Source organism: Desulfallas sp. Bu1-1 (assembly GCF_015594625.1).
In the GTDB taxonomy this organism is placed as follows: domain Bacteria; phylum Bacillota; class Desulfotomaculia; order Desulfotomaculales; family Desulfallaceae; genus JADNRQ01.
Map to the genome: position 1 here is coordinate 37,795 of NZ_JADNRQ010000001.1, position 16,827 is coordinate 54,621.

Sequence of the window (16,827 nt, forward strand, 5' to 3'; positions counted from 1 at the left end):
TGGAAGGTATTTTAACTTGTATGTGACAGGTTTTGCCTGGAGGGATGGTGTTAAGTAGATTAAAATTGGGAGTGGAATTATGAAGGATATTATGCGGAATTTAAAAGTACAGGGGTTATTATTTTGCTTTTTAATAACTATTGTTTGTCTTATTTTTCAATCATTATTACCGTTGCTCGCCGTACTTGCCTGTTTATTTATTGCCCTGGTGATCTGGCAGCCGTTAACCGGTTTTGGCCTGATGCTGTTTTTTATACCCCTGGAAAATTTAACCTTGCTTTTCCCTTCTTTTACCATTATTAAATTAATCGGCATTATTACATTCTGGGGTTGGTTGATGCATTTACTTGTAGGCAAAAAATTTGTCAAAGTGAACAGCTTTATTATTTTATTGACTTTTTTTGTTTTATGGTGCCTGATTTCTGTCGCATGGGCTATTGAACCCGGGCAGAGCATTAAAAGGATTATTTCCATGAGCCAGTTATTGGTGATGGTTTTTCTAGGCTATAACCTGGTTGAAAATAAAAAAGACGCGTATTTTATCATGGGAAGTTACCTGCTGGGCGCGTTTTTGGCGGCATGCCTCGGTATCTATAATGGATATCTGCATGAATTTACCGTCAGGACGGACTTAGGCAACTTCAATGACCCGAATTATTACGCCCGGCAGCTGTTGCTTGGCGCGTTATTCTGTGGTTACTTTATTATAATTGCCAGGCATGCTGCTGTTCGCCTGGCCGGCTTGATTTGCCTGGCTACGGTAATATTTGCCGTTATGTTGTCGGGTTCAAGGGGTGCCTGGATTGCTATCTTGATTACATTGGTTGTGGGTTTGGTTTTAATCGGGCCCCTGATTGTTCAAGTTTTGCGTAAAAAACGGTTCGCTTTGTCAAGCCTTGTGGCCGTCATCTTTATTGCTGCGGTTTTAAGCCCTTACATAATTAAACACCTACCGCCCGTTGTCGTCCAAAGGGCGCAAACATTAACGCAAATTTCCAACCAGGTGGATAGAGGCGCGGGCAGAATTGATATCTGGATGGTGGGGCTGGAAATTGCCAAAGATAACTGGATCAAGGGTGTGGGGATCAATAACTTTCCATACGCCTATACGGAATATTTTCCGAAAACCGGGGGTGTTGACCGGTTTATCGGTTTAAATAGAGACGCGCATAATAATTACTTGATAGTTGTCTCTGAATTGGGTATCCCGGGGTTTCTGCTTTTTTTATCTCTTTTCTATTCGGCATGGCGTTTAAGCGGGCGCGCGGAAAGCACGGTTGATGCCGTTACCGGTAAGCTGATTATAATTTTTCTTTTATTTTCCGGGTTAACGAGTACGGATATTTTCAGCAAGTTTTTCTGGCTGGGAATGGCGATCCCCGCTATTCTGGCCCAATTTGGTTTTTGGAAAGAAATTGACCACCCGGGTGGTGGTGCCGGCAAGAATAAAGATAGAATTTTGTTTTTATCTCCCATTTTCCCTAACCGGTCAAACCCAACCTATGGTATTTTTGCCCTGCAGCTGGTTAAAAATCTTAAGACCGCGGGTGCATCCCTTGACGTTATTGCGCCTGTTCCTTATGCGCCTGTGTGCTTGTGGTTTAACAAAAAATGGAGGAACATGGGGCACATTCCGTGGGAAGAGTGTATCGACGGGGTGAAAATACTTCATCCCCGTTACTTCGGCCTGCCCGGGAGAAGATTTAGCGAATGGAACATGTTGTTTATGTACTGGGCCATCTGTCCCACCATAAAAATTATTAACGACAAGGCCCGGTACAAAGTTATTCATTCCTATGGAGTGCTGCCTGCAGGTTATGCCGGCATAATGATTGCCCGGAAGTTGAATTTAAATTCAATTTGTACCGCTATCGGCTCGGATATCAATGTCATGGCTCAAACATCGGAAACAATGAGGGCCCGGGCTAAATACGTATTGGAAAACACCGGGCAGGTTGTGGCGGTGAGCAAGGATCTGGCGTCACAGGCTGAAAAAATATCCGAACCGGCTAAAGAAATTAAAGTAATATATGAGGGTGTCGACAGCGGTATTTTTGACACAACAAATGTGGACCGGATCCAGGCAAAATTAAAACTGGGATTTAACCCGAATAACCGGATCATCCTTTTTGTCGGCGGGCTGGTGCGCGAGAAGGGAGTATACGAGTTAATCGAAGCTTTTGCGCAGGTTAACCGGAGATTTCCGGATGCTGTTTTGGCCATGGCCGGGCAAGGGAAGGAAAAAAACGCGTTAATAACCCTGGTGGATCAAATGGGTTTGCGGGAAAAAGTTTTCTTTGCGGGGCAAGTACCGTATCAAGAGCTTGTTTGGTGGTACGCGGCCTGCGAATGTGTTGTTTTATTGAGCTACCACGAAGGAGTTCCCAATGTAATCAAGGAAGCCATGAGTTGCGGCAGGCCGGTAGTAGCCACCAGGGTTACGGGAATTCCGGAGTTGGTGGCTGACGGTAAATCCGGGATTCTCGTGGAGGCGGCAAATATTGATGAAACTGTGGAAGCATTGGAAATGCTGCTGGCTGATCCCGAACTGGGGAGAAAAATGGGGGATTATGCCAGGCAATCGATTCTGAAAGGCTGGTTGACCTGGCGGCAAACAGCCGAAGCCTACCGGAATGTTTACCGCCGGTTGATAGAACAAACGGAAAGCCAATTTCCATCCAGCTGTTGCGTTTAAATAACTTTTGATGGATATTATGATGGTTGCCAAACCGGCGCAATGCTGACCCCGTGGTTTTAAATTGCACGGGGTTTCTTTTTTTGCCTGCCTGGCGAAATAGTTTACAGTAATCCAAGGTATAAATTGCCAAGAAAAAAAAGGAGGTTTAACGCCAATTGTGTCGAATTTTGTTCCATATAACAAAAATAAGGAGGTTAGGCTAGTAAGTGAAAAAAAAGAAATTTATTTACATTTTGCTTGCACTGGTTTTTATGTTTACCCTGGGATTTTCTGATTATGTTCAGGCTGCAACAGTAAATGAAACAGATTTAAGGCAATTGTTTGACCGTTTGGATAACCAGAATAAATGGAACGGGTATAAGACCATGGTCGACCAGAGCGCTATAGCCTGGGGCGAAAGTATGGTTATGAGATCGTACCTGCTTATGTACCAGGCAACGAAGGACAAGCATTACCTGGATTTATTCACCGGGCATGCCGACAGCCTGCTGCGGCGCAGGGACAGCGAGCGCGGGGTAACGGATTACCGCGGCTTGAGCCTGCCCGCCTGGCGCAGTGGCAGCTATACCGATAATTATTATATTTACGCCGTGCAAACCGGCTTGATTGTTACACCTATGGCTCAATTTGCAGCCATTGTCAAAAAAGACCCGGCCTTGACGGAATATGGAGCCAGGGCGAACGAGTATTTACAGGCCGCCAAAGACGCCATTGCCGTGCATGATATGAGGGACAAGCCTCAATACCTGGATGTCAACAGCAGGTGGTATGAGGATGCAACATCAATGTATTTGGACAGGCCCGTTAACATGAACCTGGCCCAGGGCAGCGCCATGCTGGCTATTTACGAGGCTTCGGGGGACAGGGTGTACCTGGACAAGGCCACAAAAATTGCCAACTACTTTAAAAAATATCTAACGGTGGACAGAGCTACAAACAGTTATTTTTGGAAATACTACCCCAACAGCCCCAAATATGGCAGTGTAATTGAAGATATAAGCCACAGCACCTGGTGTGTGGAATTTATCAACCTGGCCTATCGCAACGGTATTTTTAGCGACTCGGACATGCAAAAGTTTGCTAATACCGCCAGCAAGGTTCTGGTAAAAAGCGACGGTACGATAGCCAGGTATCTTGACGGTAACGGCACCGCCAGTGATCCGGGGCAGCTCGCCCATTGGTTATGGTTTGAGCCCTGGGCGCCGTCTTTGATTGACGTATCATATAATCTCTTTAAAAATAGAACTTCGGTAATACCTAACGAACTGGCCGCGCTGGCCCTGTTAAACTATGCTTATGCCCGCAGCAACCAGTCAGATCCTCCGCGGGGACAGCAACCCGGTCCCGCCCCGGAGCCCAATCCCACACCCAATCCGGGGCTGGATGGTAACCTCATTGTCAACGGTGATTTCAGCGCGGGTACAACGGGCTGGGTAAATAAAGACAATACGGCGGTAATAAAAACCGAATCCAGCGGAAACAAATATGTGACCAACACCTATAACTTTAAATTATATCAGGACCTGAGCCTGGAGCCGGGCACTTACAAGTTAAATGTTAAAACCCGAAAAGGCACGGCTACTCAGGGTGTCAGAGTGCCGGTGCAGTTTATAAACCGTGACGGTAGCAGCAAATTTGCCTACGTCTATAAATACAAGCACAGCGGCAACGGGTGGGAATCCATGCCGGAAATGACCGTCGAGGTGCCGTCCACGGCGGTGACCACCAGGATTTACCTCTCGGTGGACGGCGGCGCCGGGACCCATGACTTTGATGATATCACCCTGGTTTCCGCGGGTGGCGCCCCCGCACCGGCGCCGCAACCGGATACCGAGGCGCCCGTGGCAACAATAACCGCCCCGGCGGCGGGCGCCGCCTTGAAAGGCACGGTAAACCTGAACGTCAAGGCGAGCGACAACAGGGGCGTCAGTAAGGTTACCTTCGCCTATGCCGCCGGTACGCAGGGCAATTGGACCACCATTGGCGAGGCCACCCTGGCCGGTGGCACGGAAGCGTCGGGCACCTGGCGGTTAAACTGGAACGTAACCGGCCTGGCGGACGGCACTTACTACCTGCAGGCCAGGGCGACGGACACTGCGGGCAACAGCGCCGCCTCGGAACCAATTACCATTCAAGTCAAAAACAGTACCGGTAACAGCAATGATAACGGCAACCTCATAGTCAACGGTGATTTCAGCGCCGGCGTAGCGGGCTGGGTAAATAAAGATAATACGGCCGTTATAAATACAAGCCGCACCGGCAACAAATACGCCACCAACACATATAACTTCAAATTTTACCAGGAATTGAAACTGCAGCCGGGCACATACAGGTTAAACGTCAAAACCCGTAAAGGTACGGCTCGTGAAGGCGCCAGAGTCGTGGTACAATTTATCCACCGGAACGGCAGTAAAACAGTTCCTTATGCTTTCAGATACCGGCACAGCGGGAGCGGCTGGGAATCCATGCCCGAAATGACCATCGAGGTGCCGTCCACGGCGGTGGTCACCAGGATTTACCTCTCGGTGGACGGCGGCTCCGGCACCCATGACTTTGATAATGTAACTTTGCTTCCTGCTAATTAACAATGACTCGTAATAGTTTAGTCAAAGGCTCTTTAAAAAAGAGCGAAAAAACCCGGGGTTAATTAATGCCCCGGGCTTTTTATTGAAAATAAACGGCATTTATGGCCGCAACATGGGAGGACCGGATCGACGCGCACAGGCCGGACCGGCTTGAAAAGCCCGGTAACCTTGGAAAACACTGTTGAATAATATATTTCTATATTGCCAATGAGAGCCGAAGAACTTTCATCACGCTTGGGAAAGGAAGAAGGTAATGTCATGGCCGGAGTAATGGCTCGCGATGATAAAAGTTTCAAACAAACCCTGATGGAAAGCATTTATAATCGAACCGCTTGCATCGGCGTCGTGGGTTTGGGGTATGTAGGGCTGCCCTTTGCGGTGGAAAAGGCCAAAGTGGGCTATAAAGTAATTGGTATTGATCAGAACACGGAGCGGGTGAACAAAATAAACGCCGGGGAAAATTATATCACCGATGTCAGGGATGAAGAACTGAAAGAACTGGCCGGTCGTGGTCTGATTCGCGCCGAGGTTGATTTTGCTTCGGTGCCGGTTATGGATGTTATTGTTATTTGCGTGCCCACCCCTCTTGATAAAAACCTGGCGCCTGACTTGCGTTATGTCGTGAGCGTTACCAGGGAAATTGCCCGGCGGATGCGTCCCGGCCAGTTGATATCGCTTGAGTCAACCACTTACCCGGGCACTACCGAGGAAATCATGCTGCCCATACTGGAAACATCCGGTTTAAAATTGGGGCGGGATTTTTTCTTATGCCACTCCCCGGAACGGGTGGATCCGGGGAACCGGCGTTATACCACAAAAAACACCTGCAAGGTGGTGGGGGGTGTGGGGCCCGGTTCCCTGGAGGTGGCACGGGCTTTTTATGAGCAAACCATCAAGTATGTGGTGCCGGTTTCCAGCGCCCGGGCGGCGGAAATGGTCAAAGTTTATGAAAATACCTTCCGGGCCGTGAATATTGCCCTGGTGAACGAACTGGCTCTTTTATGCGATAAAATGGACCTCAATGTATGGGAGGTATTGGACGCCGCCTTTACCAAGCCCTTTGGCATTATGCCCTTTTACCCGGGGCCCGGTGTGGGAGGACATTGTATCCCTCTTGATCCTCACTACCTGGAATGGAAGGCCAGGGAATATAATTTTATCACCAGGTTCATTGGTTTGGCCGGCGAAATCAACCGGAGAATGCCGGAGTTTGTCAGGGAAAAGGTTTTGAAGGCACTTAATGAAACGGGCCGGGCCCCCTCCCGGTCCAAAGTGCTCATCCTGGGTATGGCATATAAAAAAGATATTAATGATTACCGTGAGTCACCGGCGGTGCGTGTGGCGGAGTTGTTATTACGGGATGGTGTGCAATTGGCGTACCACGACCCGTATATACCCGAAATAACTATAGCAAATTACACTTTTAAATCGGAGCCTCTGACTGAAGAACTTGTGTCGGGGGTGAACCTTGTCGTCATTATCACTGACCATTCCAACATCGATTACCGTTGGCTGGTGGAAAAGGCATGGAAAATCGTGGACACCAGGAACGTTACAAAAGCGGTACCCAACCGGGATGGGAAAGTGGTGCTTTTATGAGTGCCGGGGGCCGGGTAGCGGTTAAAATATGTATCCTCACCTCTGTGCACCGCCCCTTTGATACCCGGATTTTTTACCGGGAGGCGAAGACGCTGGCCGGCGCCGGATACGAGACGGTGCTGGTGGCCCCGCATGACCGGGATGAAGTTGTGGAAGGAGTGCGGATCCGCGCGGTGCCGCAACCGGGCGGAAGGCGGGCGCGGCTGACCCGCACGGTTTGGCGGGTATACCGGGCGGCTGCGGCGGAAAATGCGGATATCTATCACTTTCATGACCCGGAATTGGTTCCCGCGGGTTTAATGCTCAAGTTGCGGGGAAAACGGGTTGTATATGATGTGCATGAACATGTGCCGCGCCAGATTTTAAATAAAGACTGGATTCCAAAGTGGTTCAGAGGTATGGCCGCGGGGGCCGCGAGGGTAATGGAGGCGTCGGCCGCCCGCCTGCTGGATGGTATTGTGGCCGCAACCCCGACAATAGCAGAACAATTTCCCGTTAGTAAAACTGTCCTGGTGCAAAACTTTCCTTCGCCCGGTGAACTGGCCGCCCCCCGGCGGGTGGAATATAGCGAGCGCCCGCCTTTAATAGCATATGTTGGCGTAATTGGGGTCATCCGGGCAATCCGCGAAATGGTGGAGGCCGTTGCGCTTTTGCCGGAAACCATAAACGCGCGTTTGGTTCTGGCCGGTAATTTCAACCCGCCCGGGCTGGAAAATGAATTGCGGGATGTGCCCGGGTGGGAAAAAGTTGAATTTTGGGGCTGGCAGTCCCGCGCACAGGTTGCGGAGATTCTGGGCCGGGTTCGGGTGGGACTGGTAATGGGGTACCCGACACCGAATAATCTTAATGGCTACCCGAATAAGCTTTTTGAATACATGTCAGCGGGTTTGCCCGTGATCGCATCCGATTTCCCCCTATGGCGCAGCATTATTGAGGATGCCGGATGCGGGGTTGTGGTAGACCCGCTGGACCCCCGGTCGATTGCCCGGGCTATGCAATGGTTGCTGGAAAATCCGGGTGAGGCGGAAGCCATGGGCAAGCGCGGGCAGGAGGCGGTTAGCGCAAAATATAACTGGGATGCCGAGGCGCGGAAATTGCTTCAGTTTTACGAAAACTTGTCAAACGGCCCGGGCCGTGAAGCTACAACGAAGCTGATGACCAAGTAACAGCTTCACCAACCGGGGGTTTATCAATAAAAGAGCTGTGGATTCAATCCGCGGCCCGGGTACTCTCCGCTTTATCCCAGGTGGTGGATACTTTCCCGGTAGCGGCTTTGACAAACCCTGCCAGCGAGGCATAGTTGAACATGCAAAAATAATAGGGCAGGTAAAATAATTTACTTTTCAAGGGCAGGAGGTAACCGGCCAGGGCCAGAAGGTAAAAAAGGGTCTCAGAAATTAAAAGGCCCTGGTAAATTAAGCCTTGCTTCCATAAACAACAGTTGGATAAATAAATAATGATTTGAAAAAAAGGAAACAGGTACCGGAACAGGCGGTGGGAAACCATCATCCAAGCGTACTTGACCCCGTATTTGAAAGGGTTATACAGGCAGGGCCCGTAGATAACCCGGTGCCAGGTTCTGGTCAACATTCTTATTTTTCGCCGGTATTCTTCTTGACTATTACTTGCCGTTTTTTCAATGGCGATTGCAGCGGGCTCGTAGATAGCCCGCTTTCCTTTTGCGACCATCAGGTGAGGCATTTCAAGATCGTGGCTGTAAAGTTCGGCTATATTGACGTAATCAGCGGCCCGCACGGCGTAGATGGCACCGTTGCCCGCGGTAACGGAATGCAGGGAGGACTCCAGGCGGCGCAGCAGCATTTCGTATTTCCAGTACAGTCCTTCGGAGTACCCGCTGTTGCTGCCGGTATTTACATATTTTAACTGGCCACAAACGTAGCCGGTTTTATTGTCGGTGAAATGCCGCATTAACTGTTCCAGGGCGTCCGGCTTCCACATTGAATTGGCGTCGGAAAAGACCAGAATTTCTCCTGATGCCATTTTTACCGCCTCATTTTGGGCCCTGGTTTTGCCCCCCCGCCGGCGCAAATCAAGGAGCAATACACCCTTATTCTGGTACCTTTTCACAATATCGTTTGTGGCATCGGTGGAGTTGTCCGAAGCTACAATGATTTGTATTTTATCCCGGGGGTAGCGCAGATCCAGGGTATTAAATATTTTTTTTTCGATTACCGCTTCCTCGTTATGGGCGGCGATAATAAATGATACGTTCGGTTGGTACGTGGCGGGCATAATTCCCGCGGGTTTGGTTTCCGGCTTTTTGGCTAAATGCAAAACAAGTAAAATAACCGGATAAAGAACAAAGGTGTAAAAGGTAAGTGCCAGGGTGCACCAAAATACTAATTTCACTACTATTCACCCCATACTCTATTACAGGCCGGGCCATTGGTGCAGCACGGCGGTTTGAAGAAAGGGCGATTCAGACTTTCCGGAATGAACGAGCGCCAGGCGCCTTGCCCGGTGAATCACATCCGGGGGTTGTGATGCTAAACGCGTGCAATGGCGTCCAGTGGGCATGATGGGCGCCATAAAAAGAGGGAGCGGTTATCCCGGCTCCCTCTATACTATTTTTGCGGAATATACAGTATCTGACCCACCTCGAGCCTGTCGGGGTTCCTCAGGCTGTTTTCGTCAATTAAATCCTCAACGGGTACACCGAAATGCCGGGCTATGCTTGAGGCCGTATCGCCGCTCTGCACTGCGTATTTAATGTGATTATCTTGAGAACCGCGAATTATCCGGGTTTTTTCACCGGTTGACATAACAATGTTTTTTAATTCCTCGTCGCTGACCGGTTTAAAAGATACGTTGTCGAAATCACTTGTGCCGTTGCCTGCGGAATCATCCGACAGCAGGTAAATTCTGGCCAGGTGGTAACCCGGAGGTATTTGAAGGACTTCCGTTATGTTTTCCCAGGTACCGGTGCCAGGCACGTGTAAGATATTGTAAAATTCAGGTGCCCTCTGACCCTCATCATTATAAAAAATTATTTTAATTCTTGATGGTGCTGATGAATTTACAGTTCTAGTTTTAGCGGTAATGACATAGTTTTGTTCGGGAACAACCTCCAGCGGCTGGAATACTTCCCAGTTATACCCGTTCCTGATGAATTTATTACCGTTTTCCTCCTTTATTAGCGAGGCATAGCCGGCCCAGCCGTAAAGCCCCAGGTTAAAATCGCCGTTAATCAATAATTCCTGTTTGTCTGCGTTCGCTTCAAGTTCTTTTCGATCGCCCACATCGCTCACTCTGGCAATATTGATGTTATCGAAGCAGTGGTATCCCTCCGGGTCATTGGTTAACAGGTAAATCTTCGAAACAGCTGCATTAGCGGGGATAGTTATGAACTGCTTTGGAATTTCCTCCCATTCAGTGCCTTCATGCATATACTTGATGTCATAACTTTGGAACAGTTTATTGCCGTTGACGTCGTGGAACGTAAACGTTATTCTTGCCGGCCCTTTTGCGGTTCCCTTCTTGGTGGAGGCGCTTACTTCGTAAGTGGTATGGGGAAGTAAATCCAAATCCTGCGACACTCGCCAGCTGTAATTGTTGATGATATAGTGGTTTCCATTCTCTTCAGTTTGTATCGCGTACTGGTTTCCCCAACCCAGCTCTCCCTGTTCAAAATCACCGTTTAAAATGGCCGGCTTATCGAAAATGATTGTTTTCAAGTTTTTGTCACCGGATGACGCTTGATTCGGGTCAGTCCGGGCATTTTGTTTTCCAATGCCGAGGTTGTTATAGAGCAAAAATACAATCGCCAGCGCAAATATGATGCTAAAGGCCGTCGCAATTATAAACCGGTTGTTTTTAATTTTCTTTCCCTCCCTGCTATTGTTTGAATTCCGGCCGGGTCAATATATAGTATGCTTGGTTTCCTTGATGTGACAAAAAAAAGAGGTCTATTAAAGCCCGTTTTTACAGGTTTTAATAGTCTCTTTTTATTTTAAATAAACAATGACAATTGTTAATAAATGGAGCAGTTGATCTGCAATGTTAACAGGGTGTGTGATCTGCAATTTTCCCGGCTTTAGCCTGATTTTGACAGAATCAATCAGCGCATGCGTGGAAAATAAAAAGCAGGCTTTCCACGGGGCAAATATGCCAAGCAGGCCAAGTCCGGGACATACTGAAATCGTCCATAAAAAGGCATGTAACAGCAGTCCCGGAAAATTTTTTCTTTTTAAAACCCCCAGCCTTGTTTTTTGTAAAACATATTCAGTTAAAAAATGGCCATAGGCTGTAACAAGCACAGCAACCAACAGCAATAATCTCACCTGGCCTTTTTCCGGTCAACCATAGTTATGCACGCTGGTAAAAACCTGTTAGTTCAGCCGGTGGGCAGTAACACAAAATTTAACAATTACATAGTTGATTTCACTGCAAAAACATCGCAGTTGCAGGCGATCCGGCGGATTTCCGGAGTGAGTGGAGCACTGGATGCGGTCCCTAGCCCGTCATATCCCCAAAGCCATGACCCCTTAGCGGCGTGAAGAAGTAGTTGGGCAGTAAGTTGCAAGCGTTAACTAAAAGTTGCTCCAACCATTAAGGTAAAATTGCGAAACGAACGGAGGAAACTGCCGGATCGCCAGATACAAGTAACGGTTTTTGCAGCAAAATCATAGTTTAATCTAAAAGATTCGGTAGTGGAGGAAACAAGGCAATGCAGGTAACCGTTATCGGAGCGGGGTATGTTGGACTAACGACCGGAGTAACCCTGGCCTATTTGGGCCATCGCGTTACTGTGCTGGATAACAACCGGAAGTTGATCAGAAGCCTGAAGAGTGGTACCAGTCCAATCTATGAAAATGGTCTGGATGTGGTAATGCAACAAGCCCGGGATAACATTTCTTTTACATGCTCTTTTTCCGGGGTTAATGATTCCGCCATAGTCATCATCGCGGTGGGTACGCCGCCGAAAAGCAATGGCAACGCCGATCTGGGTTTTCTGGAAAACGCGGTCCTGGCCGTGGCGAATCAACTGGGCGCCGAAAAATACCCGCTAATTGTAATTAAATCCACCGTGCCTCCGGGAACGACCTACGGGGTCCAGGTACTGATAAATAAATTCATATCCGGCAAGGGGTTGCGGCCGGGGGTTTCCGTGGCCGCAAATCCCGAGTTTTTGCGGGAGGGTAACGCCCTCTCGGATGCTTTCTACCCGGACAGGATTGTTTTGGGTGCCGGCGACCAGTCTGCTTTTTCCCTGCTAAAGGAACTATATGCCCCCATACTGGAGCAAAATTTTGAGCCCCCGCATTGCCTTCCCGGTCCAAAGGGTTATTCCGGGCCCGCCCTGGTGGAAACAAGTCCCGTCAATGCGGAGTTGATTAAATATGCATCAAACGCGTTTTTAGCCATGAAAATTTCCTTTATCAATGAATTTGCCGTGCTGGCTGAACTACTGGATGCGGATATTGTCGAAGTATCCCGGGGCATGGGTTTTGACCACAGGATTGGTGATAAATTTCTCAATGCCGGCGTGGGGTGGGGAGGCAGTTGTTTCGGTAAGGATGCCAGCGCCATCATTTCCATCGCCCGAAAGTATGGCTATACCCTTTCCCTGGTGGAAACGGCCCTGGAGGTGAACCGCAGGCAGAGAAAAATAGTGACATCCAAACTCCGGTCGTTGTTGGAAAAAGTTCCGGGCAGTACCGTGGGCATCATGGGCCTGTCCTTTAAACCCGGCACCAACGATATCCGGGACACTCCCGCCACGGACGTGATCTCGGAGTTGCTGGATCTGGGCGTGTTCATTAAAGTTTATGACCCGGTGGCAATGGAAAATTACCGGAAACAATACCCTGACTTGAAAGTGGAATACGCCGCAAGCCCGGTGGAATTGGCCCGGGATTGTGATGCGCTGGTGTTGCTTACCGAGTGGGACCAGTTTAAAAAAGCCGATTGGCGGAAAATCCGCCAGCTAATGAAGGGCAACATTTTTATTGACGGACGTAATTTACTGGATCCCCGGGCCATGCGCAACTGGGGGTTTGTTTACCAGGGCGTGGGGCGCGGCTTTAAAACGAGGGAATTGGAGCCAGCGGCTTCAGGGGTTGAACCATGAGCGGCGTATACCGTGTTTTGGGCATCGCGGACAGAGGTGAATGGCTTGATTTATTGAAAAGGATGCCGGCTCCGGACGTGCATTTTGAACCCGGGTATCTGCAAGTTTTCCGGGAAGGCGAGCCCCGGCTGTTTGTCTATGAAAGGGAGGCCCAAACCGTTATCTACCCGTTTATTCTCAGGCCGGTAAACGGCCTTCCGGGCGCAGCCGGCTCGGAATTTTTTTACGATATCACTTCTCCTTACGGCTACGGGGGACCCCTGTATCCACCCGGCACGGATCAGCGGCTGATCAACGATTTTTACGCCTGCTTTCAGCAGTTTTGCCGGGAAAACAACATTATTACCGAATTTATTCGCTTTCACCCCCTGCTGCGCAACCACGAGTTGATGACCGGTTTGGTTGATGTCGCCAGGAACTCCACGGTAGTGTTCGTCGACCTGTCCAAAACCCCTGATGAAATCTGGTCCGGATACGACCGCAGCAACCGCAAGAACATCAATAAGGCCCGGCGTGAAAATGTGTCGGTGGTGATTGATAACTCACCCGGGCATTTTGCCGATTTTATGGCCATTTACAGGCAAACGCTGGATAGAAACAACGCCGGTCTGTTTTATTATTTCCCCCCTGATTTTTTTGAACGGGTGCATTGCTTCCTGCCGGGCGGCCATATCTACGCCCATGCCTGGAAAGACGGTCGCATCGTGGCCTCCGAGCTGTTGATTTACAACAAACATTATATTCACTCTTTTTTAGGCGGGACCCTGGCGGACTATTTCATTTACCGTCCCAATAATTTGCTTAAACACGAAATTATCAACTGGGCCAAACAAAGGGGAATCAAGTATTTCGTGCTTGGCGGGGGCAGAAGTGACGATGACGGAATTTTTCGCTACAAAAGCACTTTTTCCAGGGATCGCCGGGGGTATTACATCGGCAAGAAGGTTCACAATGAGGAAATTGTGGCCCGGTTGACGGGCTGCCCGTCGCCGGGCCAAAAAGAAGATTTTTTCCCGCCCTACCGGGGATGAAAAATGAAAACGAGGGATATGGCGATGACTACCTATCCGGTTCCTCTTCTGGACTTGAGGGCCCAAAATGAGCCCATTAAAAATGACATTATCAAGGCCATTGAACAGGTTTACGATTCAGGTCAATTTATTATGGGACCCTGGGTGCAAAAATTTGAGCATGAAATAGCGGAGTATCTGGGGGTCGAACACGCCATCGGGGTTTCGTCTGGTACGGATGCCTTGTTGGTTTCGTTAATGGCCCTGGGGATTGGCCACGGTGACACCGTGATTACAACAGCATTTTCATTCTTTGCCACCGCCGGGGTGATCGCAAGGGCGGGGGCAAAGCCCGTGTTTGCCGATATTGAACCCCACAGTTACAATATTTGTCCCGAGTCCTTGCGGCAAACCATTGCCAATGCCCTGGAAAAAGGCGAAGCCGTCAAGGCGATTATTCCCGTACACTTGTACGGCCAGTGCGCCAATATGAACGAAATTATGAGCATAGCCCGTCATTACGGCCTTAAAGTAATTGAAGATGCGGCCCAGGCCATCGGCTCCAGGTGCCCGTTTGAAGGTAAGGTTTTAAATGCCGGGACCATCGGAGATTGCGGCTGTTTCAGCTTTTTCCCCGGTAAAAATCTCGGCTGCCTTGGTGATGGGGGGCTGGTGGTGACCCGAGACAGTACCCTGGCGGAGAAAATCAGGTTGTTACGAACCCACGGGGCCAGGCCGAAATACTATCATGCCGAAATCGGGGGCAACTTCCGCCTGGATGCACTGCAAGCGGCCGTTTTATCCGTGAAACTTGCGCACCTGGAACGCTGGCACGGTATGCGGATCGCCAATGCCCAAAGATACAGGGAATTGTTTTCCAAAACCGGCCTGGTGGATGCGGGCTATGTCCAATTGCCGGTTGAAGTTTATCCCGGTATCAAGAACGGCCATATTTATAACCAGTTTGTTTTAAGGGTCAAACACCGGGATCAGTTAAAAGAATATTTAACCGGAAATCAAATCGGTAACGAAGTATACTACCCCGTTCCGTTTCACCTGCAACAATGTTTTCGCCAACTGGGTTACGCCAGGGGTGATTTGCCTGTGGCGGAAGCGGCGGCGGGCGAGGTTATCGCCATACCCGTTTACCCTGAACTGGCGCTGCAACAACAAGAACGGGTCGTTAATGTCATTAATGATTTTTACAATAACCGAAAGAGGATAATACTTGATGAATAATCAAAAACAGATCGCGGTTGTCGGAGCGGGTTACTGGGGCAAAAACCTGGTGCGAAATTTTTATGAACTGGGATATTTAAAAACCGTTTGTGATTTATCAGCTGAACGCCGCAGGGAGTGTTCCCAAAACTATTCCGGCATCCACACGGAGCACGACTATCGCAATGTATTGAATGACCCCGGCATCCGGGGCGTAGTCCTGGCGACACCGGCCAAAACACACTTTGCGCTGGCCCGGCTTGCCCTGGAATCCGGCAAAGATGTATTTGTGGAAAAACCATTATGCCTTGATCCCGGTGAGGGCAGGAAACTATGTGAGCTGGCCAAACAAAAGGACAGAATGATCATGGTCGGCCATTTGTTGCACTACCACCCGGCGGTTAAAGCAATTAAGGAAATGGTTCATGCGGGGCGGCTGGGAAAAATCCACTATATTCATGTCAACCGTTTAAACCTCGGTATTTTTAGAACCGAAGAGAATGTGCTATGGAGTTTTGCGCCCCACGACATTTCCGTCATCCTGTCGCTTACCGGGTCCCCGCCGGTCAGGTTGATGGCCACGGGGGCCGGCGCATTGACGGCGGGCGTGCCCGGCACCGTCAATCTGCAAATGGAATTTGAAGGCTCAATCTACGCCAATATTTTTGTAAGCTGGCTGCACCCGTTCAAAGAACAGAGGCTGGTCATAGCGGGCGAAAGGGGGATGCTGGTATTTAACGATGTATCCAGGCGGGAAAAATTGCTCTATTACCCGGAGCCCGTCAAATGGCAGGGATTAAAGCCAACCCCCGGCAAGCAGGAACCCGAAGTTGTTCCACTGGACGATATCGAACCCCTGAGAGCAGAATGCCATGCTTTTATCCAGGCGGTACAATTCAGAAAACAGCCGGTAACCAGCGGGGAGGAAGGGTTGCGTGTGTTAAGGGTACTGGCCGCCGCCCAACAGTCGCTGGAAAACAATGCGTTTTGGGTAAAACCACAAGAGGAACAGGAGTTTAATTATTTTGCCCATCCCACAGCGGTAATTGACGAAGGTTGTACCATCGGAGCGAAAACAAAGATCTGGCACTTCAGCCATGTCATGCCGGAGGCTGAAATAGGCGAGGAATGCAATATCGGCCAAAATGTCGTCATTTCGCCGGGGGTTAAACTGGGCAAGAACGTCAAGATACAAAACAACGTTTCAGTGTACACCGGTGTAACCTGTGAGGATGATGTTTTTTTAGGCCCGTCGGTGGTCTTCACCAATGTAAAAAACCCCCGCAGCCATGTGAACAGGAGGGGGCATTACGCATCTACGGTAATCAGAAAAGGCGCTTCCATTGGAGCCAACGCCACCATCGTTTGCGGGGTGGAGATCGGCGAGTATGCTCTGGTTGGGGCGGGGGCGGTGGTGACAAAAGACGTCCCCGGTTATGCGGTGGTGTACGGCAATCCCGCCGCGGTTCGGGGGTGGGCCTGCCAATGCGGCAGCCTGTTAAATTTTACCGGTAACTACGCCCGGTGTGACGAGTGCAAAAAAGCTTATGAGAAATTGAACGACTATACCGTGCATGCCATTTAGGAAAAAACGGGGAAGGCTTTGGCAAGAGAAAAAAGCCTTCC

The 16,827-nt window shown here is 49.5% G+C and carries 11 protein-coding genes and 1 pseudogene; 9 read left to right on the plus strand and 3 right to left on the minus strand.

What is annotated here, in order from left to right; all coding sequences use genetic code 11:
- Nucleotides 1-79 precede the first annotated feature (79 nt).
- The 4 genes from IT084_RS00205 to IT084_RS00220 all read left to right on the plus strand — a co-directional run bounded on the left by IT084_RS00205 (nucleotide 80) and on the right by IT084_RS00220 (nucleotide 8,048).
- On the plus strand, nucleotides 80-2,695 hold the full coding sequence (locus tag IT084_RS00205; protein ID WP_195710058.1) for a glycosyltransferase: 2,616 nt from the start codon (nucleotides 80-82) through the stop codon (nucleotides 2,693-2,695).
- 209 nt (nucleotides 2,696-2,904) lie between these two features.
- Nucleotides 2,905-5,283 carry an Ig-like domain-containing protein gene (locus IT084_RS18805; protein WP_195710059.1) on the plus strand — a complete coding sequence of 793 codons (2,379 nt, stop codon included), beginning with the start codon at nucleotides 2,905-2,907 and terminating at the stop codon, nucleotides 5,281-5,283.
- A gap of 258 nt (nucleotides 5,284-5,541) precedes the next feature.
- Complete coding sequence (locus tag IT084_RS00215) at nucleotides 5,542-6,882, plus strand: nucleotide sugar dehydrogenase (RefSeq protein ID WP_207744349.1); 1,341 nt, start codon at nucleotides 5,542-5,544, stop codon at nucleotides 6,880-6,882.
- Entirely contained in the window at nucleotides 6,879-8,048 is a 1,170-nt protein-coding gene (locus IT084_RS00220; protein ID WP_195710060.1) for a glycosyltransferase family 4 protein, read from the plus strand. Before IT084_RS00215 ends, IT084_RS00220 begins: the two co-directional genes overlap by 4 nt.
- A 43-nt stretch (nucleotides 8,049-8,091) precedes the next feature.
- Here IT084_RS00220 and IT084_RS00225 read toward each other — a convergent pair whose 3' ends face one another.
- From IT084_RS00225 to IT084_RS00235, 3 genes are all read right to left on the minus strand, one after another.
- The gene (locus IT084_RS00225; protein ID WP_195710061.1) at nucleotides 8,092-9,252 is read right to left on the minus strand and encodes a glycosyltransferase family 2 protein; all 1,161 of its coding nucleotides are present in this window, start codon (nucleotides 9,250-9,252) and stop codon (nucleotides 8,092-8,094) included.
- 215 nt (nucleotides 9,253-9,467) lie between these two features.
- Nucleotides 9,468-10,577 (minus strand): LysM domain-containing protein, encoded by a 1,110-nt coding sequence (locus IT084_RS00230; protein WP_195710062.1) that lies wholly within the window; start codon nucleotides 10,575-10,577, stop codon nucleotides 9,468-9,470.
- Between the two features lie 270 nt (nucleotides 10,578-10,847).
- On the minus strand, nucleotides 10,848-11,174 hold the full coding sequence (locus IT084_RS00235; protein WP_195710063.1) for a DUF3307 domain-containing protein: 327 nt from the start codon (nucleotides 11,172-11,174) through the stop codon (nucleotides 10,848-10,850).
- 395 nt (nucleotides 11,175-11,569) lie between these two features.
- Between IT084_RS00235 and IT084_RS00240 the strand changes: the two genes are divergently transcribed.
- From IT084_RS00240 to IT084_RS18070, 5 genes and pseudogenes are all read left to right on the plus strand, one after another.
- The gene (locus IT084_RS00240) at nucleotides 11,570-12,973 is read left to right on the plus strand and encodes a UDP-glucose/GDP-mannose dehydrogenase family protein (RefSeq protein ID WP_195710064.1); all 1,404 of its coding nucleotides are present in this window, start codon (nucleotides 11,570-11,572) and stop codon (nucleotides 12,971-12,973) included.
- The gene (locus IT084_RS00245) at nucleotides 12,970-14,004 is read left to right on the plus strand and encodes a GNAT family N-acetyltransferase (protein WP_195710065.1); all 1,035 of its coding nucleotides are present in this window, start codon (nucleotides 12,970-12,972) and stop codon (nucleotides 14,002-14,004) included. Before IT084_RS00240 ends, IT084_RS00245 begins: the two co-directional genes overlap by 4 nt.
- Before the next feature lie 3 nt (nucleotides 14,005-14,007).
- Nucleotides 14,008-15,222 (plus strand): DegT/DnrJ/EryC1/StrS aminotransferase family protein, encoded by a 1,215-nt coding sequence (locus IT084_RS00250; protein WP_243276618.1) that lies wholly within the window; start codon nucleotides 14,008-14,010, stop codon nucleotides 15,220-15,222.
- Nucleotides 15,215-16,186, plus strand: a pseudogene (locus IT084_RS18065) (Gfo/Idh/MocA family protein); the annotation flags it as partial. The gene IT084_RS00250 and the pseudogene IT084_RS18065, both read left to right, overlap by 8 nt.
- Complete coding sequence (locus IT084_RS18070; protein ID WP_243276664.1) at nucleotides 16,172-16,786, plus strand: acyltransferase; 615 nt, start codon at nucleotides 16,172-16,174, stop codon at nucleotides 16,784-16,786. The pseudogene IT084_RS18065 and the gene IT084_RS18070, both read left to right, overlap by 15 nt.
- The last annotated feature ends 41 nt before the right edge of the window (nucleotides 16,787-16,827 follow it).

Excerpts from the sequence above, each read along its gene's own strand:
- IT084_RS00205 (WP_195710058.1), top strand. The coding sequence starts at position 80 with ATGAAGGATATTATGCGGAATTTAAAAGTACAGGGGTTATTATTTTGC.
- IT084_RS00250 (WP_243276618.1), top strand. The coding sequence starts at position 14,008 with ATGAAAACGAGGGATATGGCGATGACTACCTATCCGGTTCCTCTTCTG.
- IT084_RS00240 (WP_195710064.1), top strand. The coding sequence starts at position 11,570 with ATGCAGGTAACCGTTATCGGAGCGGGGTATGTTGGACTAACGACCGGA.
- IT084_RS00245 (WP_195710065.1), top strand. The coding sequence starts at position 12,970 with ATGAGCGGCGTATACCGTGTTTTGGGCATCGCGGACAGAGGTGAATGG.
- IT084_RS00220 (WP_195710060.1), top strand. The coding sequence starts at position 6,879 with ATGAGTGCCGGGGGCCGGGTAGCGGTTAAAATATGTATCCTCACCTCT.
- IT084_RS00215 (WP_207744349.1), top strand. The coding sequence starts at position 5,542 with ATGGCCGGAGTAATGGCTCGCGATGATAAAAGTTTCAAACAAACCCTG.